Origin of the sequence: Kitasatospora sp. NPDC036755 (assembly GCF_040636595.1) — a bacterium.
GTDB lineage: Bacteria > Actinomycetota > Actinomycetes > Streptomycetales > Streptomycetaceae > Kitasatospora.
This window is the reverse complement of the sequence record NZ_JBEZUT010000029.1, coordinates 1-19,442: the sequence shown is the minus strand read 5'-3', so window position 1 is coordinate 19,442 and position 19,442 is coordinate 1. Positions and strand designations below refer to the sequence as shown.

General features: G+C 72.2%; 19 protein-coding genes and 1 pseudogene. 1 reads left to right on the top strand and 19 read right to left on the bottom strand.

The window, feature by feature from the left end:
- Positions 1 to 118: 118 nt before the first annotated feature.
- From coaBC to pyrR, 12 genes are all read right to left on the bottom strand, one after another.
- On the bottom strand, positions 119 to 1,348 hold the full coding sequence (coaBC, locus tag AB0E96_RS07035; RefSeq protein WP_359819541.1) for a bifunctional phosphopantothenoylcysteine decarboxylase/phosphopantothenate--cysteine ligase CoaBC: 1,230 nt from the start codon (positions 1,346 to 1,348) through the stop codon (positions 119 to 121).
- Between the two features lie 251 nt (positions 1,349 to 1,599).
- The gene (gene rpoZ, locus AB0E96_RS07030; RefSeq protein ID WP_030056185.1) at positions 1,600 to 1,866 is read right to left on the bottom strand and encodes a DNA-directed RNA polymerase subunit omega; all 267 of its coding nucleotides are present in this window, start codon (positions 1,864 to 1,866) and stop codon (positions 1,600 to 1,602) included.
- Positions 1,867 to 1,903: 37 nt separating this feature from the next.
- Positions 1,904 to 2,461 (bottom strand): guanylate kinase, encoded by a 558-nt coding sequence (gmk, locus tag AB0E96_RS07025; RefSeq protein ID WP_359819538.1) that lies wholly within the window; start codon positions 2,459 to 2,461, stop codon positions 1,904 to 1,906.
- Between the two features lie 49 nt (positions 2,462 to 2,510).
- On the bottom strand, positions 2,511 to 2,837 hold the full coding sequence (mihF, locus tag AB0E96_RS07020; RefSeq protein ID WP_030056187.1) for an integration host factor, actinobacterial type: 327 nt from the start codon (positions 2,835 to 2,837) through the stop codon (positions 2,511 to 2,513).
- Positions 2,838 to 3,186: 349 nt separating this feature from the next.
- The gene (gene pyrF / locus AB0E96_RS07015) at positions 3,187 to 4,020 is read right to left on the bottom strand and encodes an orotidine-5'-phosphate decarboxylase (protein WP_359819535.1); all 834 of its coding nucleotides are present in this window, start codon (positions 4,018 to 4,020) and stop codon (positions 3,187 to 3,189) included.
- 29 nt (positions 4,021 to 4,049) lie between these two features.
- Positions 4,050 to 5,153, bottom strand: a complete 1,104-nt coding sequence (locus tag AB0E96_RS07010) for a quinone-dependent dihydroorotate dehydrogenase (RefSeq protein ID WP_359819533.1) — start codon at positions 5,151 to 5,153, stop codon at positions 4,050 to 4,052.
- A 143-nt stretch (positions 5,154 to 5,296) separates the two neighbouring features.
- Positions 5,297 to 8,605 carry a carbamoyl-phosphate synthase large subunit gene (gene carB / locus AB0E96_RS07005; RefSeq protein WP_359819530.1) on the bottom strand — a complete coding sequence of 1,103 codons (3,309 nt, stop codon included), beginning with the start codon at positions 8,603 to 8,605 and terminating at the stop codon, positions 5,297 to 5,299.
- A complete protein-coding gene (gene carA / locus AB0E96_RS07000) occupies positions 8,598 to 9,755 on the bottom strand; it encodes a glutamine-hydrolyzing carbamoyl-phosphate synthase small subunit (RefSeq protein ID WP_359819527.1) in 1,158 nt (385 codons plus the stop codon). Before carA ends, carB begins: the two co-directional genes overlap by 8 nt.
- Entirely contained in the window at positions 9,752 to 10,315 is a 564-nt protein-coding gene (locus AB0E96_RS06995; protein WP_359819524.1) for a hypothetical protein, read from the bottom strand. The genes carA and AB0E96_RS06995 overlap by 4 nt, the downstream gene beginning before the upstream one ends.
- On the bottom strand, positions 10,315 to 11,619 hold the full coding sequence (locus AB0E96_RS06990; protein ID WP_359819521.1) for a dihydroorotase: 1,305 nt from the start codon (positions 11,617 to 11,619) through the stop codon (positions 10,315 to 10,317). The genes AB0E96_RS06995 and AB0E96_RS06990 overlap by 1 nt, the downstream gene beginning before the upstream one ends.
- Entirely contained in the window at positions 11,616 to 12,605 is a 990-nt protein-coding gene (locus AB0E96_RS06985) for an aspartate carbamoyltransferase catalytic subunit (RefSeq protein WP_359819518.1), read from the bottom strand. Before AB0E96_RS06985 ends, AB0E96_RS06990 begins: the two co-directional genes overlap by 4 nt.
- Before the next feature lie 5 nt (positions 12,606 to 12,610).
- On the bottom strand, positions 12,611 to 13,234 hold the full coding sequence (pyrR, locus tag AB0E96_RS06980) for a bifunctional pyr operon transcriptional regulator/uracil phosphoribosyltransferase PyrR (protein ID WP_359819516.1): 624 nt from the start codon (positions 13,232 to 13,234) through the stop codon (positions 12,611 to 12,613).
- 330 nt (positions 13,235 to 13,564) lie between these two features.
- Between pyrR and AB0E96_RS06975 the strand changes: the two genes are divergently transcribed.
- Positions 13,565 to 14,068, top strand: a complete 504-nt coding sequence (locus AB0E96_RS06975) for a transcriptional regulator (protein WP_030056198.1) — start codon at positions 13,565 to 13,567, stop codon at positions 14,066 to 14,068.
- A gap of 148 nt (positions 14,069 to 14,216) precedes the next feature.
- Here the strand turns inward: AB0E96_RS06975 and AB0E96_RS06970 are convergent, their stop codons facing one another.
- The 7 genes and pseudogenes from AB0E96_RS06970 to AB0E96_RS06940 all read right to left on the bottom strand — a co-directional run.
- Complete coding sequence (locus tag AB0E96_RS06970) at positions 14,217 to 15,134, bottom strand: hypothetical protein (protein WP_359819513.1); 918 nt, start codon at positions 15,132 to 15,134, stop codon at positions 14,217 to 14,219.
- A gap of 181 nt (positions 15,135 to 15,315) precedes the next feature.
- Entirely contained in the window at positions 15,316 to 16,137 is an 822-nt protein-coding gene (locus AB0E96_RS06965) for a thioesterase family protein (RefSeq protein WP_359819510.1), read from the bottom strand.
- 138 nt (positions 16,138 to 16,275) lie between these two features.
- Positions 16,276 to 16,713: a transcription antitermination factor NusB gene (gene nusB / locus AB0E96_RS06960; RefSeq protein WP_359819509.1), complete on the bottom strand. Its 438-nt coding sequence runs from the start codon at positions 16,711 to 16,713 to the stop codon at positions 16,276 to 16,278.
- A 4-nt stretch (positions 16,714 to 16,717) separates the two neighbouring features.
- Positions 16,718 to 17,281, bottom strand: coding sequence for an elongation factor P (efp, locus tag AB0E96_RS06955; RefSeq protein WP_359819507.1), 564 nt, complete (start codon positions 17,279 to 17,281; stop codon positions 16,718 to 16,720).
- 75 nt (positions 17,282 to 17,356) lie between these two features.
- Complete coding sequence (locus tag AB0E96_RS06950) at positions 17,357 to 18,463, bottom strand: aminopeptidase P family protein (RefSeq protein ID WP_359819505.1); 1,107 nt, start codon at positions 18,461 to 18,463, stop codon at positions 17,357 to 17,359.
- A 173-nt stretch (positions 18,464 to 18,636) separates the two neighbouring features.
- Positions 18,637 to 18,810, bottom strand: coding sequence for a 50S ribosomal protein L32 (rpmF, locus tag AB0E96_RS06945; protein WP_359819503.1), 174 nt, complete (start codon positions 18,808 to 18,810; stop codon positions 18,637 to 18,639).
- A gap of 10 nt (positions 18,811 to 18,820) precedes the next feature.
- Positions 18,821 to 19,372: pseudogene (locus tag AB0E96_RS06940) on the bottom strand (GTP-binding protein); the annotation flags it as partial.
- Positions 19,373 to 19,442: the final 70 nt, after the last annotated feature.

The window sequence follows — 19,442 nt, the reverse complement described above, 5'->3', positions numbered from 1 at the left end:
AGTTCCCCGGGGCGACCCGGGGAACTCCGGAAAGACTTGATTCCTGGAGTCTAACGGTCTGGTTCCGTCGAACGTCACCCGCTTCAGGATTTCTCGACCGCCGCGCGACCGGTTCCGATCAGTTGCCGCCCATTTCCAGCCGCTTTGCGACCAGGTCCCAGACCACGTCCGCGAGCGCCTCCTTCGGGCCCACCGGAACGGCGGTCTCACTGCCGTCCGAGCCCAGAACCACGGCCTCGTTGACGTCCGTGCCGAAGGCCTTGCCGTCGCCCACCTCGTTCACGACGAGCAGGTCACAGCCCTTGCGGGCGAGCTTGGCGCGGCCGTTGGCGAGCACGTCGTCGGTCTCCGCCGCGAAACCCACCACGAGTTGACCCGAACGGGCCCGGCGGGCCGACACCTCGGCCAGGATGTCGGGGTTGCGGACCAGGGCGACGGGCGACGGCTCGACCCCCTCGACCTTCTTGATCTTGCCGGTCGCGTACTCGGCGGGCCGGAAGTCCGCCACCGCCGCGGCCATGACCACGGCGTCCGCGTCCCGGACCGCCTCCAGCGCCGCCTCGCGCAGCTGCAGCGCGGTCGAGACGTGCACCACGTCCACCCCGGCCGGGTCCGGCAGCTCGGCATTGGCCGAGAGCAACGTCACTCGGGCCCCGCGCGCCGCGGCCGTCGTGGCGAGCGCGTAGCCCTGCTTGCCGGAGGAGCGGTTGCCCAGGTAGCGGACCGGGTCCAGCGGCTCCCGGGTGCCGCCGGCCGAGACCACCACGTGCCGGCCCGCCAGGTCGGTCGGCACCGGCCCGCCCCGGCGCAGCACGGCCCGGCAGGCGTCGAAGATCGCGGACGGCTCGGGCAGCCGGCCCTTGCCGGTGTCCTTGCCGGTCAGCCGCCCGACGGCCGGCTCCAGCACGATCACGCCGCGCCGGCGCAGGGTGGCCACGTTGTCCCGGGTGGCCGGGTGCTCCCACATCTCGGTGTGCATGGCGGGCGCCACCACGACCGGACAGCGGGCGGTGAGCAGGGTGTTGGTGAGCAGGTCGTCGGCGAGGCCGTGGGCGGCCTTGGCGATCAGGTCGGCGGTTGCCGGGGCGACCACGACCAGGTCGGCCTGCTGCCCGATCCGCACGTGCGGCACCTCGTGCACGCGCTCCCAGGTCTCGGTGGCGGCCGGACGCCCGGACAGCGCGGCCCAGGTCGCCTCACCGACGAAGTGCAGCGCGGCCGCGGTCGGCACCACGGTGACCTGGTGGCCCGACTCGGTGAAGCGTCGCAGCAGCTCGCACGCCTTGTACGCGGCGATCCCGCCGCTCACGCCGAGGACCACGCGGGGGGCGTCCGCACTCAGAGTCATCTACCGGCCTTTCTCCGCATCGGGGCTCCGCATCGGGAACGCGCCCACCCTACGGCCCCGCGGCCGGCACCCGCTCGGCGCCCCTCCCCGCGGCGGAACGGGCTTCCGGGGGGCCTGCGCACCCCACGGGCAACACCGGCACCCCCCGGGGAACACCGCAACCCCGGGGAACACCGGAGCCCCGCCGGGGAACACCGAAGGGCCCGGCGGAAACGATTCCGCCGGGCCCTTCCGGAAATTCAGCGACCGCCTCAGGCAGCCTCGACCGCCTCGGCGGTCAGCATGCCCGCGTTGATCTCGCGCAGCGCGATCGACAGCGGCTTCTCGTGCACGTGGGTGTCGACCAGCGGGCCGACGTACTCCAGCAGGCCCTCGCCGAGCTGGGAGTAGTACGCGTTGATCTGCCGCGCGCGCTTGGCGGCGTAGATCACGAGGCTGTACTTGGAGTCGGTGGCCTCAAGCAGCTCGTCGATCGGCGGGTTGATGATGCCCTCGGGCGCGGTCATCGAAGAGGACACGCTAAAACCTTCCGAAAGGGTGGAAAAGACAGACAGGTCAGGCTACACCGAGCAAGGCTAGCAGTTCGGCCGCTACCTGCTCGACGGAGGTGTTGACCAGGGTCGTGTCGAACTCGGGCTCGGCCGCGAGCTCGACCTTGGCCGCCTCCAGCCGCTTCTCGATCACGTCCTGTGCCTCGGTGCCCCGGCCGGTCAGCCGGCGGACCAGCTCGTCCCAGCTCGGCGGGGCCAGGAACACCAGCTGCGCCTCGGGCATCGAGCCGCGGACCTGACGGGCGCCCTGGAGGTCGATCTCCAGCAGCACCGGCTCGCCGCGCTCCAGCTTCTCCTGCACGGCCGCACGCGGGGTCCCGTAGCGGTTCCCGGCGAACTCGGCCCACTCCAGCAGTTCGCCGTTGGCGACCAGCTTGTCGAACTCGTCGTTGTCGACGAAGTGGTACTGGACCCCGTTCTTCTCGCCCGGCCTCGGACGGCGGGTCGTCGCCGACACCGAGAGCCAGACCTCGGGGTGCATCTTCCTCATATGAGCGACGACCGTGCTCTTGCCGACCCCCGAAGGGCCGGAGAGCACGGTCAGCCGCGGACGCTCACTCATGCACCGATTATCCCGGATCGCGGAGGATCCTGGGACCACGGGGGCACGGTCAGGCGGCGCCACCGCCGAACTCCCGCTCCAGGGAAGCGATCTGGTTCGTGCCGAGGCCCCGGACACGCCGGCTCTCGCTGATGCCGAGGCGCTCCATGATCTGCTTGGCGCGGACCTTGCCGACGCCCGGAAGGGACTCCAGCAGGGCCGAGACCTTCATCTTGCCGATCACGTCGTTGTCGGCCTTGCCGGCCTTGATCACCTCGTGCAGGGAGGCGCCGGAGTGCTTGAGCCGGTTCTTGACCTCGGCGCGCTCCCGGCGAGCCTCGGCGGCCTTGGCGAGCGCGGCGGTGCGCTGTTCAGGGGTAAGGGGCGGAAGGGCCACGCCGTTCACCTCAGGGTGTGGATGGATGGATTGAGCTAGGACTGGTTCGGTACCGAGGACACCGTCCGCAAGGGGAACCACAAGGCCCTGACCTGCGGGAGCCACGGAAATCGCGGCTCGCCGATGACCTATCGCCGGACACTACCCGGATTGCGGCGCCACGTCAGGAAAAGAACACGAAAAGTCCTGGTCAGCCAAGGCCGACCAGGACTTTCCAGGGCAAAATGACCGCGATTGCGAGGCTTTGGCGGCGCCGATGTGACGGCGCTCACGTCAACTCCCCGGCCACCGCGCGGTGCTGCGGACACTCCGCAGGGTCACCGCGCGGCTACCGGAAGAACTCGTTCCGCTACTTGACGGCGTCCGCGAACTCGCCGACGAAGCGCTCCGCGGCACCGCGCAGCGCCGGCACCGACGGGCCGTGCTTGAGCACGTCCCGGCTGACGCTCGGCACCACGTTGATCACCGCGGCGCCGAACACCCGCGGCAGGTCCGCCATGGTCGCGCCCTGGGCGCCGATCCCGGGGGCCAGCAGCGGGCCGTTGATGGCCAGTTCCACGCCCGCGTCGGCCAGCGTCGCGCCGACCACCGCGCCGAAGGAGCCCAGCGGCGCGGCGCCCTCGTTCTCGGCCGCCAGCTGCCGCAGCACCGAGGCCGCGACCGGCTCGCCGTCCGCGCCCACCGCGCGCTGCACCTCGGCGCCCTCCGGGTTGGAGGTGAGCGCCAGCGCGAACACGCCGCAGCCCTGCTCCCGGGCCAGGTCCAGGGCCGGGCGCAGCGAGCCGAAGCCCAGGTACGGGCTGACCGTCACCGCGTCCGAGAACAGCGGGCTGCCCGGCGACAGGAAGGCCTCGGCGTACGCGGCCATGGTGGAGCCGATGTCGCCGCGCTTGGCGTCCATCAGGACCAGCGCGCCGGCCGCCCGGGCCTCCTCGACGGTCTTCTCCAGCACCGCGACGCCCTTGCTGCCGAAGCGCTCGAAGAAGGCGGCCTGCGGCTTGAGCACGGCCACCCGGTCGGCCAGCGCCTCGACCACGGTGCGGCTGAAGGTCTCCAGACCGGCGAGGTCGTCGCCGAGCCCCCAGGCGGCGAGCAGGGACGCGTGCGGGTCGATGCCGACGCAGAGCTGGCCGCGGGTGTCGAGGGCCTGGCGCAGCCGGGTGCCGAACGGGGCGAGGGTCATGTCGTCTCTTTCCGGAGGTGGTGGGGGTTTCAGGAGCTGCGCACGGCGCTGCCGACGGCGTCGGCCAGGCTGCGGAAGCCGCCCGCGCGGACCTTGGCGGACAGGCCCTTGTGGATCCGGCGGCACCAGAACGGGCCCTCGTAGATGAACGCGCTGTAGCCCTGGACCAGGTCGGCGCCGTGGACGATCCGCTGCCAGGCGTCCTCGGCGGTCTCGATGCCGCCGACCGAGACCAGGGTGAGCCGGCCCTCGGTGCGGGCGCGCAGCCGCTGGAGCACCTCCAGGGCGCGGGCCTTGAGCGGGGCGCCGGACAGGCCGCCCATGCCGATCTCCTCGACCCGCCCGGCGTCGGTGCGCAGGCCCTCGCGGCCGATCGTGGTGTTGGTGGCGATGATGCCGTCCAGGCCCAGCTCCAGGGCGAGGTCGGCGACCGCGTCGACGTCCTCGTCGGCCAGGTCGGGGGCGATCTTGACCAGCAGCGGCACGTGGTGCGCGGTGGTGCGGTCGGCGGCCTCGCGGACGGCGGCGAGCAGCGGCCGCAGGTGGTCCACGGCCTGGAGGTTGCGCAGCCCGGGGGTGTTCGGCGAGCTGACGTTGACCACCAGGTAGTCGGCGTACTTGGCCAGCCGCTCGGTGGACTTCACGTAGTCGGCGACGGCGTCGGCCTCCTCGACCACCTTGGTCTTGCCGATGTTGACGCCGACCACCGGGGTGGAGCTGGTGTGCGGGCGGGCGGCCAGCCGGGCCGCGACCCGGGCCGAGCCCTGGTTGTTGAAGCCCATCCGGTTGATCAGCGCGCGGTCCTCGACCAGGCGGAACAGCCGGGGCGCCGGGTTGCCGGGCTGGGGCTCGCCGGTGATGGTGCCGATCTCGACGTAGTCGAAGCCGAGCATCGACAGGCCGTCGATGCCGACGCCGTTCTTGTCGAATCCGGCCGCCAGGCCGAACGGGCCCGGCAGGTCGAGGCCGAGGGCGCGGGTGCGCAGGGCCCGGTCGCGCGGGGCGAGCACCAGCCGCACCAGGGTGCGCAGTCCGGGCACCGAGGAGCCGAGGCGGATCCAGAAGAAGGCCAGGTGGTGGGCCTTCTCGGGGTCCATCTTCTTGAAGACCAGGTCGAACAGAAGCTTGTACAAGGGTGGTTCAACTCCCGGAGCGGAGAGAGTAGGGGCGCGGGCGCAGCCCGTCGGAAGAGAAGAAGGGCGGCGGCGGGCGACGGGTGGGCGGGCACGGCAGTGGGGGGCACCCAGCGGTTCCGGTGCCCCCCACTGCGGTGGTGCTACTTGCGGCCGGCGTTGATCAGCTCGGCGTGCTCCTGGAGCGACATCACCCCGACCTCGTCGCGCAGCAGCGCGTCCATGCCCTGCACGGCCGCGCCCATCGCCTGGACGGTGGTCAGGCAGGGCACCGCGCGGGCCACGGCCGCGGTGCGGATCTCGTAGCCGTCGAGGCGGCCACCGGTGCCGTACGGCGTGTTGATGATGAGGTCGACCTCACCGTCGTGGATCAGCTGGACGATGGTCCGCTCGCCGTTCGGGCCCTCGCCCTCGCTGTGCTTGCGCACCAGCGTGGACGGGATGCCGCCGCGGTGGAGCACCTCGGCGGTGCCGGCGGTGGCGAGCACCTCGAAGCCGAGGTTGACCAGCGCCCGGGCCGGGAAGACCAGGTTGCGCTTGTCGCGGTTGGCCACCGAGACGAAGACCTTGCCCTTGGTCGGCAGCGCGCCGTACGCGCCGGACTGCGCCTTGGCGTAGGCGGTGCCGAACACCTTGTCGATGCCCATGACCTCACCGGTCGAGCGCATCTCCGGGCCGAGCACGGTGTCCACCCCGCGGCCGTGGATGTCGCGGAAGCGGCTCCACGGCATCACGGCCTCCTTGACCGCGATCGGCGCGTCGGCGGGCAGCGTGCCGCCGTCGCCCTCGGCCGGGAGCAGGCCCTCGGCGCGCAGCTCGGCGATGGTGGCGCCGAGCGAGATCCGGGCGGCGGCCTTGGCCAGCGGCACGGCGGTCGCCTTGGAGGTGAACGGGACGGTCCGGGAGGCGCGGGGGTTGGCCTCCAGCACGTAGAGGATGTCCCCGGCCATGGCGAACTGGATGTTGATCAGTCCGCGGACGCCGACACCGCGCGCGATGGCCTCGGTGGAGGTGCGCAGGCGCTTGATGTCGAAGCCGCCGAGGGTGATCGGGGGCAGCGCGCAGGCCGAGTCGCCGGAGTGGATGCCGGCCTCCTCGATGTGCTCCATGACGCCGCCGAGGTAGAGCTCGGTGCCGTCGTAGAGCGCGTCGACGTCGATCTCCACCGCGTCGTCCAGGAAGCGGTCGATGAGCACCGGGTGCTCGGAGATCAGACCGGCGTGCCGCTCCAGGTAGGAGGCGAGCGAGGCCTCGTCGTAGACGATCTCCATGCCGCGGCCGCCGAGCACGTAGGACGGGCGGGCGAGGACGGGGTAGCCGATCTCGTCGGCGATCGCCTTGGCGTCCTCGAAGGAGAAGGCGGTGCCGTGCTTGGGGGCCGGCAGTCCGGCGTCGCGCAGGACGCGGCCGAAGGCGCCGCGCTCCTCGGCGAGGTCGATCGCCTCGGGCTGGGTGCCGACGATCGGCACGCCGTTGTCCTTGAGCGCCTGGGCCAGGCCGAGCGGGGTCTGGCCGCCGAGCTGGACGATCACGCCGGCGAGCGGGCCGGCCTGCTGCTCGGCGTGGACGATCTCCAGCACGTCCTCCAGGGTGAGCGGCTCGAAGTAGAGCCGGTCGGAGGTGTCGTAGTCGGTGGAGACGGTCTCCGGGTTGCAGTTGACCATGACGGTCTCGTACCCGGCGTCGGCGAGCGCGAAGGAGGCGTGCACGCAGGAGTAGTCGAACTCGATGCCCTGGCCGATGCGGTTCGGGCCGGAGCCCAGGATGATCACGGCGGGCTTGGTGCGCGGGGCGACCTCGTTCTCCTCGTCGTAGGACGAGTAGAAGTACGGGGTCTTGGCGGCGAACTCGGCGGCGCAGGTGTCGACGGTCTTGAACACCGGGCGGATGCCGAGGGCGTGGCGCACCTCGCGGACGACGTCCGGCTTCAGGCCGCGGATCTCGCCGATCTGCTGGTCGGAGAAGCCGTGCCGCTTGGCGTGGCGCAGCAGCTCGGGGGTGAGCTCGTCGGCCTCGGCCAGCTCGCCGGCGATCTCGTCCAGCAGGAAGAGCTGGTCGACGAACCACGGGTCGATCCTGGTGGCCTCGAACACCTCCTCCGGGGTGGCGCCGGCCCGGATGGCCTCCATGACGGTGTTGATCCGGCCGTCGGTCGGCACGACCGCCTTGGCCAGCAGCTCCGCCTTGTCCCCGACGGGGCCGGTCCAGCCGAACTGGGAGCCCTTCTTCTCCAGCGAGCGCAGGGCCTTCTGGAGCGCCTCGGGGAAGTTGCGGCCCAGGGCCATGGCCTCGCCGACGGACTTCATGGTGGTGGTCAGCGTCGCGTCGGCGCTCGGGAACTTCTCGAACGCGAACCGCGGCACCTTGACGACGACGTAGTCGAGGCTCGGCTCGAAGGAGGCCGGGGTCTCCTCGGTGATGTCGTTGGGGATCTCGTCCAGGGTGTAGCCGACGGCCAGCTTGGCGGCGATCTTGGCGATCGGGAAGCCGGTGGCCTTGGAGGCGAGCGCCGAGGAGCGGGAGACGCGCGGGTTCATCTCGATGACGATGACCCGGCCGTCCACGGGGTTGACGGCGAACTGGATGTTGCAGCCGCCGGTGTCGACGCCGACCTCGCGGATCACGGCGATGCCGATGTCGCGCAGGATCTGGTACTCGCGGTCGGTGAGGGTCATCGCCGGGGCGACGGTGATCGAGTCACCGGTGTGCACGCCCATCGGGTCGAAGTTCTCGATGGAGCAGACGACCACGACGTTGTCGTTCTTGTCGCGCATCAGCTCCAGCTCGTACTCCTTCCAGCCGAGGATGGACTCCTCCAGGAGCACCTCGGTGGTCGGCGAGAGGGTCAGGCCCTGGCCGGCGATGCGGCGCAGGTCCTCCTCGTTGTGGGCGAAGCCGGAGCCGGCGCCGCCCATGGTGAAGGAGGGGCGCACGACGACCGGGTAGCCGCCGAGGGTGTCGACCCCGGCCAGCACCTCGTCCATGGTGTGGCAGATGACCGAGCGGGCGGACTCGCCGTGGCCGATCTCGGCGTTGACGGCCTCGACGACGCCCTTGAAGAGCTCGCGGTCCTCGCCCTTGTTGATCGCCTCGACGTCGGCGCCGATCAGCTCGACGCCGTACTTCTCCAGCGTGCCGGCCGCGTGCAGCGAGATCGCGGTGTTGAGCGCGGTCTGGCCGCCCAGGGTCGGCAGCAGCGCGTCGGGGCGCTCCTTGGCGATGATCTTCTCGACGAACTCCGGGGTGATCGGTTCGACGTAGGTGGCGTCGGCGATCTCCGGGTCGGTCATGATCGTGGCCGGGTTGGAGTTCACCAGCACGACCCGCAGGCCCTCGGACTTGAGGACCCGGCAGGCCTGCGTACCCGAGTAGTCGAACTCGGCGGCCTGGCCGATCACGATCGGGCCGGAGCCGATCACCAGGACGGACTTGATGTCAGTGCGCTTAGGCACGCTGGCCCTCCATGAGCTTCACGAAGCGGTCGAACAGGTAGGCGGCGTCGTGCGGACCGGCGGCCGCTTCGGGGTGGTACTGCACGCTGAAGGCGGGGACGTCGAGTGCCTGGAGGCCCTCGACCACGTCGTCGTTGAGGCAGACGTGGGAGACCTCGACCCGCCCGAAGGGGGTGTCGCTCGCCTTGTCCAGCGGGGCGTTCACGGCGAAGCCGTGGTTGTGGGCGGTCACCTCGACCTTGCCGGTGGTGCGGTCCTGCACCGGCTGGTTGATGCCGCGGTGGCCGTACTTGAGCTTGTAGGTGCCGAAGCCCAGGGCGCGGCCGAGGATCTGGTTGCCGAAGCAGATCCCGAAGAACGGGGTCTTCCGCTCCAGCACGCCCCGCGCCACGGCGACCTGGTGGTCGGCGGTGGCCGGGTCGCCCGGGCCGTTGGAGAAGAAGACGCCGTCGGGGTTGACGGCGTAGACGTCCTCCAGGGTGGAGTTCGCCGGCAGCACGTGCACCTCGATGCCGCGCTCGGCCATCCGCTGCGGGGTCATCGCCTTGATGCCGAGGTCCAGCGCGGCGACGGTGAAGCGCTTCTCACCGATCGCGGGGACGACGTACGGCTCGGTCGTGGCGACCTCGGCGCACAGGTCGGCGCCCTTCATCTCGGGCGACTCCTGCACCCGGGCGAGCAGGGCGGCCGGGTCGGCCAGCGCCTCGCCGGAGAAGATGCCGCAGCGCATCGCGCCGCGCTCGCGCAGGTGGCGGGTCAGCGCGCGGGTGTCGATGCCGCTGATCCCGACGATGCCCTGGTCGACCAGTGCCTCGTCGAGCGAGCGCCGCGAGCGCCAGTTGGAGGCGATCCGGGCGGGGTCGCGGACGACGTAGCCGGCGACCCAGATCCGCTGGGACTCGTCGTCCTCGTCGTTCCAGCCGGTGTTGCCGATCTGCGGGGCGGTCATCACGACCACCTGGCGGTGGTACGACGGGTCGGTGAGGGTCTCCTGGTAGCCGGACATGCCGGTGTTGAAGACCGCCTCGCCGAAGGTCTCGCCGGTGGCGCCGTAGGCCTGTCCGCGGAAGGTCCGGCCGTCCTCCAGGACGAGCACGGCAGGCACTCGTTCCCGCCGTTGGCGCTGCGTGGTGGGGGCAGGTGCGGTCATTGCGCGGCCTCTTCCGTCTTCGTCTTCGTACGTGTTGCGAGCTGAGCGATCGCCTCGACCCAGGCGGCGTGCTCATCGGGGTGGTCGGCCCGGAAGCCGGAGTCCAGCTCCGTTCCCTCGTGCGTCCAGCTGACGACGAGCAGTCCGGAGGGGACGACCTTGCCGGCGATCCCGGAGTCCGTCCGGGCGCCGGTCAGGTGCGCGGCCGGGATCCAGAAGTCGACGTCGCCGGGGCGCTGCACCAGCAGGCCGTCCTCGCCGAGGGTGAGGTCGACGCGGCTGCGGGTGCCCAGGCCGTGGGCGACGACCCGGTCGAGCCAGTTCCCGGCGGTGGTCGTGCCGTGGTACCGGCCGCTGGTCTCCAGGAGGGTGCGCCCGGCGCGGGCCGGCACGGCCGGCAGCGGCGGGATGCCGGACTGCAGGGTGCGCCGCCAGTTCCAGCCCTGGCGCATCAGCCAGTAGACGAGGCCGATCACGATCAGCAGTCCGACGGACCAGCCGATGTAGCCGGGCCAGTCGGTGACCTTCGCCTGCTCCTGGGCGAGCGTGGCGCCGTCCATCACCGGTCGCCGTCCTGCTCGGCGAGCTCGCCGGCCAGGACGGTGGCGCGGCCCCGCAGGAAGGTGGCGTGCACCCGTCCGGGCAGGTCCAGGCCCTTGTAGGGGGTGTTGCGGCTGCGGGTGGCGAAGCTGTCCGGGTTCACGGCTCCACGGTACGCGGGATCGAACAGCACCAGGTTGGCGGGCTCACCCACCGAGATCGGCCGGCCCTGGCCGGCGAGACGTCCGATCCGGGCCGGGCGGTGCGACATCCGGTCCGCGACGCCCTCCCAGTTCAGCAGGCCGGTGTCGACCATGGTCTGCTGGACGACCGACAGGGCGGTCTCCAGGCCGACCATGCCCATCGCGGCCACGGCCCACTCGCAGTCCTTGTCCTCGTCCGGGTGCGGGGCGTGGTCGGTGGCGACGGCGTCGATGGTGCCGTCGGCCAGCGCCTCGCGCAGTGCCCGGACGTCCTCGGCGGTGCGCAGCGGCGGGTTCACCTTGTACACCGGGTCGTAGGTGCGGACCATCTCGTCGGTGAGCAGCAGGTGGTGCGGGGTCACCTCGGCGGTGACGTCCCAGCCCTTGGACTTGGCCCAGCGGACGATCTCGACCGAGCCGGCCGTGGAGAGGTGGCAGACGTGCAGCCGGGAGCCGACGTGCGCGGCGAGCAGCACGTCGCGGGCGATGATCGACTCCTCGGCGACGGCCGGCCAGCCGCCGAGCCCGAGCTCGCCGGAGACCTGGCCCTCGTTCATCTGGGCGCCCTCGGTCAGCCGGGGCTCCTGGGCGTGCTGGGCGACGACGCCGTCGAAGGCCTTGACGTACTCCAGGGCGCGGCGCATCAGCACCGCGTCGTCCACGCACTTGCCGTCGTCGGAGAAGACCCGGACGTTCGCGGCGGACTCGTGCATCGCGCCGAGCTCGGCGAGCTTCTTGCCCTCCAGGCCGACGGTGACGGCGCCGACCGGCTGCACGTCGCAGTAGCCGGCCTCCTGGCCGAGCCGCCAGACCTGCTCGACCACGCCGGCGGTGTCGGCCACCGGGGTGGTGTTGGCCATCGCGTGCACGGCGGTGAAGCCGCCCATCGCGGCGGCCCGGGTGCCGGTGAGCACGGTCTCGGCGTCCTCGCGGCCGGGCTCGCGCAGGTGGGTGTGCAGGTCGACCAGGCCGGGCAGTGCGATCAGCCCGGTGGCGTCGATCTCGATGTCCGCCTCGACCGTCAGGCCGGTCCCGATCTCCTTGACCACACCGTCGGCGAGGTGGAGGTCCTGCGGGGCGCCGCCCAGGATCTTGGCGTTGCGGATCAGGTAGCTGGTCACTGAGCGGTCTCCACGGAGTCGGTACGGGGGGCGTCGGCGGGGGCGTCGGCGAAGACGGCGCCGCCGAGCAGCAGGTAGAGGACGGCCATCCGGACGGAGACGCCGTTGGCGACCTGCTCGATGGCGGTGCAGCGCGGCGAGTCGGCGACCTCGGCGGTGATCTCCATGCCGCGGACCATCGGGCCGGGGTGCATCACGATCGCCCGGTCCGGCAGCTGGGCCATCCGGCGGCCGTTCATGCCGTAGCGGCGGCTGTACTCGCGCTCGGTCGGGAAGAACGCGGCGTTCATCCGCTCGCGCTGCACCCGCAGCATCATCAGCGCGTCCGTCTTGGGCAGGACCTCGTCCAGGCTGTAGCTGATCTCGCAGGGCCAGTTCTCGACCCCGATCGGCAGCAGCGTGGGCGGGGCGACGAAGGTGACCTGCGCGCCGAGGGTGTTCAGCAGGTGGACGTTGGAGCGGGCGACCCGGCTGTGCAGGACGTCGCCGACGATGGTCACCCGGCGCCCGGCCAGGTCGTTGCCGCTGCCGGGGTTGAGGTGGCGGCGCATGGTGAAGGCGTCGAGCAGCGCCTGGGTGGGGTGCTCGTGGGTGCCGTCACCGGCGTTGATCACACTGCCGTGCAGCCAGTCGGACTGGGCCAGCCGGGCCGGCGCGCCGGAGGCGTGGTGGCGGATGACCACCGCGTCGGCGCCCATCGCCTGGAGGGTCAGCGCGGTGTCCTTGAGGCTCTCGCCCTTGGAGACCGAGGAGCCCTTGGCGGAGAAGTTGATGACGTCGGCCGAGAGGCGCTTCTCGGCGACCTCGAAGGAGGTCTTCGTCCGGGTGGAGTCCTCGAAGAAGAGGTTGACGACGGTGCGGCCGCGCAGCGTGGGCAGCTTCTTGACGGCCCGGCCGGAGAGCTGGGCCAGCTCCTCGGCGGTGTCCAGGATCAGCAGCGCGTCGTCGCGGCTGAGATCGGCGGCGGAGACGAGGTGGCGCTTCACGCGGGTTACTCCGGGAGGTGCGGTTCGGAAGGCTGGGGGGCCAGGGCCTGCGAGCTGCGGGCGGTGTAGTCGCGGTCGCCGACCAGGACGGCGTCCACTCCGTCGCTGTCGGACAGGCGCACCTGCACGGCCTCGCGCAGCGAGGTGGGGAGGTTCTTGCCCACGTAGTCGGCGCGGATCGGCAGCTCGCGGTGGCCCCGGTCGACCAGGACGGCGAGCTGCACGGCGCGCGGGCGGCCGATGTCGTTCAGCGCGTCGAGCGCGGCGCGGATGGTGCGGCCGGAGAAGAGCACGTCGTCGACGAGGATGACGAGCTTGCCGTCGATGCCGCCGGCCGGGATCTCGGTGTGCTCCAGGGCGCGGGCGGGCTTCAGCCGCAGGTCGTCCCGGTACATGGTGATGTCCAGGGTGCCCAGCGGGATCTCGCGCCCGGTGATCTGGGCCAGCCGGCCGTGTAGGCGGCGGGCGAGGTGGACGCCCCTGGTGTGGATGCCGAGCAGCACGACGTCCTCCGCGCCCTTGGCGCGCTCGACGATCTCGTGCGCTATCCGGGTGACGACCCGGGCGATGTCCGTGCCGTCCAGCACCTGGTGAGGTGCCCGGGGCGTCGGTTCATGGTGTGTGGTCATGCCGAAGCGGACCTCCTTCCCCGCCTCACGGGACGGGCCTTAAAGGATGTCTGGGATGGCCCCCGCCGACCGGGCGCGGGCTTCGAGCCATCGTAGCAGTGCGCCGGACAGTAAACAGACGGCCATCATTCCGCTTCCCGGGGTTAACACTCCGGACGCGCCGACGATGCGGGCCATTCGCACGACTGCCCCATTCGGCTTGACGCAACTACCTTACTCTACGTAACCTCACAGTGAGTTACGAGACGGACGTCGGACCCACCGGTAACGACGTCGGCAATCGCCCGTGACCCACCACTGAACGCGAAGCAATCTCGTCCGGGGAGATCAATGTCCAGCGACTACGCGAAGCAACTCGGAGGCAAGCTCCGAGCGATCCGCACTCAGCAGGGTCTCTCCCTGCACGGTGTCGAGGAGAAGTCCCAGGGGCGATGGAAGGCAGTCGTCGTCGGCTCGTACGAGCGTGGTGACCGTGCGGTCACCGTGCAGCGTCTGGCCGAGCTGGCGGAGTTCTACGGCGTCCCGGTGCAGGAACTGCTGCCCGGCGGCACGCCCGGCGGTGCGGCCGAGCCGCCGCCGCGCCTGGTCCTCGACCTGGAGAGACTGACCCAGGTCCCGTCCGAGAAGGCCGGCCCGCTGCAGCGCTACGCGGCGACCATCCAGAGCCAGCGCGGCGACTACAACGGCAAGGTGCTGTCGATCCGCCAGGACGACCTGCGCACCCTGGCCGTCATCTACGACCAGTCGCCGTCGATCCTCACCGAGCAGCTGATCTCCTGGGGCGTGCTGAACCCCGACGCGCGCCGTGCGGTGCGCGAGGAGGACGCGAGCTGAGGCTCACCGCACCGGCTCCCGCCAGCGGATCCAGGCACGACCCGGCACCAGCACGACCAGTGCCGGCAAGCAGAAACGTCACGGCGCGGCTCCCCAGAGCGGGGGCCGCGCCGCGGTGTCGAACAGGCCGTCCCGGGCGGCGCCGGTCTCAGCAGACCGTGTCCAGGCTGTAGCCGGGCTGCGCCGCCACACCGTCCAGCCGCACCGGCCGGTCGGCCGGGGCCCAGTCCTGCCCGCCGCTCGACCAGGCCCAGGAGGCCGGCAGGTACTCCCCGCAGGAGGCCGCCGAGCCCTGCGAACCGTGCAGCACCGCGACGCCCGGCAGCTCCAGGGCCAGCCCGGCGCAGAGCACCGCGCAGAGCAGCTCCAGGTCCTCGTCGTTGATCCGGACCACGCCGTCCTCCCACTGGAGCACCCGCGCCGCCGCGGTCAGCGTCCCGCCGGGCGCGTCCACCCGCAGGCGCAGCTCGTACACGCCGGCGCCCGCGCCGACCAGCATCCGCCGGAACACCTCGCCCCCGCGCTGGTAGGCGGCGCGCACCCAGGCGGCGTGCTCCTCATCGGGCGCGCCCGCGCCCCCGTACAGGCCCCCGTCGAGCAGCAGGTCGGCGTGGCAGAGCGTCAGCCCGTTCTCCCGGGCGCGCACCAGGCGCGGCACGAAGTCCCCGGCCAGCTCCTCGCCCTGATAGACGAGCAGCTGGGTCTGCAGGGCCGGGTTGGTCAGGTAGCGGTCGCGGGCGGCGGGCTCGGCCGGGTCCAGCCCGTGCAGCACGCAGAACTCCTCGAAGTCCTGCGGGTGGAACATCCGGGCCCGGACGGTGTCGAACCGCTCCAGCGCCTCGGCCAGCAGGTCCGCGATGTCGGCCAGGTAGCGCTCGTGGTCGGGGGCGTCGGAGATCCCCCACGCCCGGGCCCGCGCGAAGTCCGCGGCGTTGGTCAGCACCCCGATGACAAAAGCCTGTTCGGCACCCGCGGCCCGCTGTGGGCGGTGCGACGCCCGCACGGCGGGCCGCGAGCCGCCGGCGGTGCAGTCGGAGTTACGGCGGGCGCGCCCCAAATGACTCATCGGTGGCTCCTGGCTTCGACGTCGGCGGTGGGTCGAGGGTCAGCGGCGGGCTCGCCGCTGACCCTCTTCCTCCCCATCCGCGCGCGTCGCACACGTACGGCGTGTCACAGGAATGTAACCACCGGTAATCCGGGCCCCCGGGAGCGGTGCTCCGGACCGTCCGGGGCTGCGGCACTCCGGCCTACCGGGGCGCCCGGGCGAGCTGGCGGGACTGCGCGACCAGGCGGCCCGACTCGTCCCAGACCTCCGCGTCCTCCTCGAAGTAACCGCCGGCCAGGTTGCGGGTCGCGTGGGTGACCCGGAGCCAGCCGGGCACGGGCCTGGCGCGCAGGTGGACGGTCAGCTCGATGGTGGGGGCCCAGCCCGGCAGGCCGAGGTCGAAGGTGACCGGCGGCAGCGCGTCGGCGACCAGCAGGAGCAGCAGCGGGTCGGGCTCGCGGCCGTCGGCGAGCCGGAACCAGCCCTGGATCCGCCCCTGGCCGGAGGGCTGCCCGAGCGCCCAGCCGACGGTGGCCGGGTCCAGCCGCAGGTCGAACCGCTCCAGCAGGGCGGCCTGGTCGATCAGCTCCTTGGGGGCGTGCTCGACGCCGATGCACTGGTCCGGCGGCGGCAGCTGCGGCGGGCGGGCGCTGGTGCGCACCTCGCCCTCGGCGGTGGCGAGGTCGCCGTGGCTGGCCACCACGCGCAGCCGTTCGACGCCGTCCTGGCTGAGCGAGGCGGTGCCGGTGGACAGTCCGCGGCCGGTGCGCAGCACCTCGGTGCGGACGGTGGCCGGGCCGGGCGTGGAGGCGGACAGGTAGTAACCGCTGATGGACACCGGGTCCGGGTGGGTGCCGTGCTCCAGCGACAGCGCGTGTCCGGCCACCGCGAGCAGCAGTCCGCCGTTCACCCCGCCACCGATCTGCCAGCCGGCGCCGAGCTCGGCCTCGTAGCGGCCGGCCTCCTCGGGGTGCCTGGTCAGGGCGATGCCCTGGTCGAACTCGCTGCGGATCGCCGTGGTCATGTGGGGGGCCTGCCCTTCAGCGTGCTTCCGGACGTCAAGTTACTGACAAGTAGGCCCCCACCCTACGCCGACCGGGGGAAACGCGGAACGGCCGCCGGAACCCTGTTCGGGTTCCGACGGCCGTTCACGAGGTCGCCGTTACCGGCGGATGCCCGGCTTCAGCTCCAGGAAGCGGGCGAGCATGCCGTTGACGAAGGCCGGGGAGTCGTCCGTGGAGAACTCCTTGGCGATCTCGACGGACTCGTCCAGGACGACGGCGTCCGGGACGCCGTCCTCCCAGATCAGCTCGTACGCACCGAGCCGCAGGACGTTGCGGTCCACGATCGGCATCCGGTCGAGGGTCCAGCCCACGGCGTACTGCTCGATCAGGTCGTCGATGCGACGGGCGTGCTGGACGTAACCCTCGATGAGCTCCATGGTGTACTCACCGACCTGCGGGGTGCCCTCGTCGGGCTTGGCCTCACGGGCGCGGGCCACCCAGTCGGCGAGGACCTGCTGCGGGTCGACCCCGCGGTGGTCGGCCTCGAAGAGGATCTGGAAGGCCCGGGTACGGGCCTTGCTGCGTGCGGCCGACACGGACTTACTTCACCCGGCCGAGGTAGCTGCCGTCGCGGGTGTCGACCTTGACCTTCTCGCCGGTGACGACGAAGAGCGGGACGGCGATCTCGGCGCCGGTCTCCAGGGTGGCCGGCTTGGAGCCACCGGTCGAGCGGTCGCCCTGGACGCCCGGCTCGGTGTGGGCGATGGTCAGCTCGACGGCGGCCGGGAGCTCGATGTAGAGGACGGCGCCCTCGTTGGTGGCGACCAGGGCCTCGAAGCCCTCCAGCAGGTACTTGGCGGCGTCGCCGACGACGGCCGGCTCGACCGTCAGCTGGTCGTAGGTGTCCATGTCCATGAACACGAAGTTCTCGCCGTCCTTGTACGAGAACTGCATGCCGCGCTTGTCGACGTTGGCGGTCTCGACCTTGGTGCCGGCGTTGAAGGTCTTGTCGACGACCTTGCCCGTCAGGACCTCCTTGAGCTTGGTACGCACGAAGGCCGGGCCCTTGCCGGGCTTGACGTGCTGGAACTCGACGACGGACCAGAGCTTGCCGCCATCGAGCTTGAGGACCATGCCGTTCTTGAGATCGTTCGTGGAAGCCACGGGCGCACTTACTCCTGGATATAGCTGTCAAGGAACCAAGGGGTGCGTCCTGCCGCCCACGGCCGGGGGCCGCGGTCACAGGGCGAGGAGCTCCTTGGTGGTGATGGTGAGCAGCTCGGGCCCGCCCTCCTCAAGGGGGCGCACGACGAGCGTGTCCTCGATCCGGACCCCGCCCTTGCCCGGGAGGTGGACCCCTGGGCCGACGGTGACCGGCACGCGGCTGTCCAGTTTACCCATGTCCGACGGACCGAGGCGCGGCGCCTCCCGGATCTCCAGCCCGATGCCGTGGCCCACCGGGTGCGGGGAGGCCTCGGTGTGGCCGGCCGCCTCCAGGACCTGCCGGGCGGCCCGGTCGGGCACGCACTGCTCCACCCCCGGTCCGAGCGCCTCCCGGCCGGCCCGCTGGGCCCGGAAGACCAGCCGGTGCAGCTCCACCTGCCAGGGCGCCGGGGCGGCGCCGATCACGAAGGTGCGGGCGGTGGAGACGCCGTAGCCGCGGTACTGGGCGCCCATCACCACGGTCAGGAAGTCGCCCTCCTCCACCCGGCGGTCGGTCGGCTGGTGGGCGGCCTGGCCGGAGTGGCTGCCGGTGCCGACCGACACCGGGAAGGCGGCCCGGTCGGCGCCGTGGTCGATCATCCGGCGCTCCAGCTCCATCGCCAGGTGCCGCTCGGTGCGGCCGACCAGGATCGACTCCAGCAGCTCGCCGAGCGCCTGGTCGGCGATCTCGGCGGCGATCCGCAGGTCGGCGATCTCGTGCTCGTCCTTGACCACCCGCAGCCGCTCGACCGTCCGGCCGAGGTCCACCAGCCGGGCGCCCTCGGCCAGGCCCCCCACCGCCCGGTGCCGGCTGACGGTCAGGTCGTGCTCCTCCACCGCCAGGTCCGACACCCCGGACGCGGCCGCGACCGTCGCGGCGGCCAGCGCGGTGTCCGAACCGGACGCCACCGGCAGCCGGGCGATGTCCGGGGCGATCAGGTGCTCCCCGGAGTCGTCCGGCGGCAGGTCGTCCGGCAGCGCGAGCAGCGCCCGCTCCCTGGTCAGCAGCAGGCTCGCCCCGCAGGGCGCGCAGCCCGTCAGGTACCGCACGTTCGCCGCGCCGGTGATCAGCGCCGCATCGGCCCCGGCCGCGCTGCAGTGCTCCCTCACCCGCTCCCGCCGCCCCGCGTACGCATCCGCCATGCGTCGAGCCTACGAACCCCCGGCCCGAAGCGCCCGCCGAGCACCCCCGACAGAACCCCCGGTGCTTCCTGCGCGCCCCCCGCGCGACCGCGCCGTCGCCCCGCGTCCCACGCCGTGCCGCCCGCTCCCCGCCGAGGCGGCCGCCGAGGGGCCGGGGCCCCTCGGCGGCTCCCTCACCGCTCGTCCGGGTCGAGCAGGCCCCGCCGGTAGGCCGGGACGAGGCTCTGCGGGACGAGCATCTCCCGGCCGTTCAGCGTGATCGGGACCAGCTTCGGGGGCGTGGCCCGCCACTGGGCGCGGCGGTGCCGGGTGTTGCTGCGGGAGGTCCTGCGCTTGGGTACGGCCATCGTGGGCTCCTCATCGGGTGGTGGTGGTCGGGCCGGGACCGCGGCGGGGCGGGTCGCCCGCGCGGGGTGGGCCGGCTTCTCGGTGGACGGGGTCGAGCAGGTCGTGGAAGGCGTCCGGCAGGGCCTTCCAGCCGGATTCGCCGGCGGCGAGTTCGGCGTCGGTGAGCAGGCAGGAGTCGAGCAGTTCGGTGAGGCCGTCGACGTCCAGTCCCTCGGCGGTGAAGCTGAGCTGCTGCACCCGGTCGCCGTGCAGCGGGTGCCAGTCGAGGGCGGCGGCGGCCCGGCGGGCGGGCGGGTAGAGCTCCCAGGCCGCGTCGGGCAGGGAGGTCAGCCAGGGCCCGCACTCCTCGACCGCGAGGTTGGCCCCGGCGGCGTCCCAGGCCAGCAGGAGGTCCGGCCGGTTGGCGAGCCAGAACCGGCCGCGGCTGCGCTGGGCCGCCGGGACGAGCAGTTCCAGCGCCCGGTGCAGCCGCTCGGGGTGGAGCGGGCGGCGGCGCTCCCACAGCAGGGTGGTGACGCCCGCCTCGTCCCGCTCCTGCGGCAGCAGGGCGAGCGCGGGGTTGACCCGGTCGCGGGTCGACGTCACTGCCCTGCCGCACCGGCGGGGCACTGGGCACGAAGACGTCGACGAC

What these genes read in the sequence shown, in the direction of transcription:
- coaBC (WP_359819541.1), bottom strand. Translation starts at nt 1,348, where the DNA reads ATGACTCTGAGTGCGGACGCCCCCCGCGTGGTCCTCGGCGTGAGCGGC.
- gmk (WP_359819538.1), bottom strand. Translation starts at nt 2,461, where the DNA reads ATGAGTGAGCGTCCGCGGCTGACCGTGCTCTCCGGCCCTTCGGGGGTC.
- pyrF (WP_359819535.1), bottom strand. Translation starts at nt 4,020, where the DNA reads ATGACCCTCGCCCCGTTCGGCACCCGGCTGCGCCAGGCCCTCGACACC.
- carA (WP_359819527.1), bottom strand. Translation starts at nt 9,755, where the DNA reads ATGACCGCACCTGCCCCCACCACGCAGCGCCAACGGCGGGAACGAGTG.
- AB0E96_RS06995 (WP_359819524.1), bottom strand. Translation starts at nt 10,315, where the DNA reads ATGGACGGCGCCACGCTCGCCCAGGAGCAGGCGAAGGTCACCGACTGG.
- pyrR (WP_359819516.1), bottom strand. Translation starts at nt 13,234, where the DNA reads ATGACCACACACCATGAACCGACGCCCCGGGCACCTCACCAGGTGCTG.
- AB0E96_RS06975 (WP_030056198.1), top strand. Translation starts at nt 13,565, where the DNA reads ATGTCCAGCGACTACGCGAAGCAACTCGGAGGCAAGCTCCGAGCGATC.
- AB0E96_RS06970 (WP_359819513.1), bottom strand. Translation starts at nt 15,134, where the DNA reads ATGAGTCATTTGGGGCGCGCCCGCCGTAACTCCGACTGCACCGCCGGC.
- AB0E96_RS06965 (WP_359819510.1), bottom strand. Translation starts at nt 16,137, where the DNA reads ATGACCACGGCGATCCGCAGCGAGTTCGACCAGGGCATCGCCCTGACC.
- AB0E96_RS06950 (WP_359819505.1), bottom strand. Translation starts at nt 18,463, where the DNA reads ATGGCGGATGCGTACGCGGGGCGGCGGGAGCGGGTGAGGGAGCACTGC.
- rpmF (WP_359819503.1), bottom strand. Translation starts at nt 18,810, where the DNA reads ATGGCCGTACCCAAGCGCAGGACCTCCCGCAGCAACACCCGGCACCGC.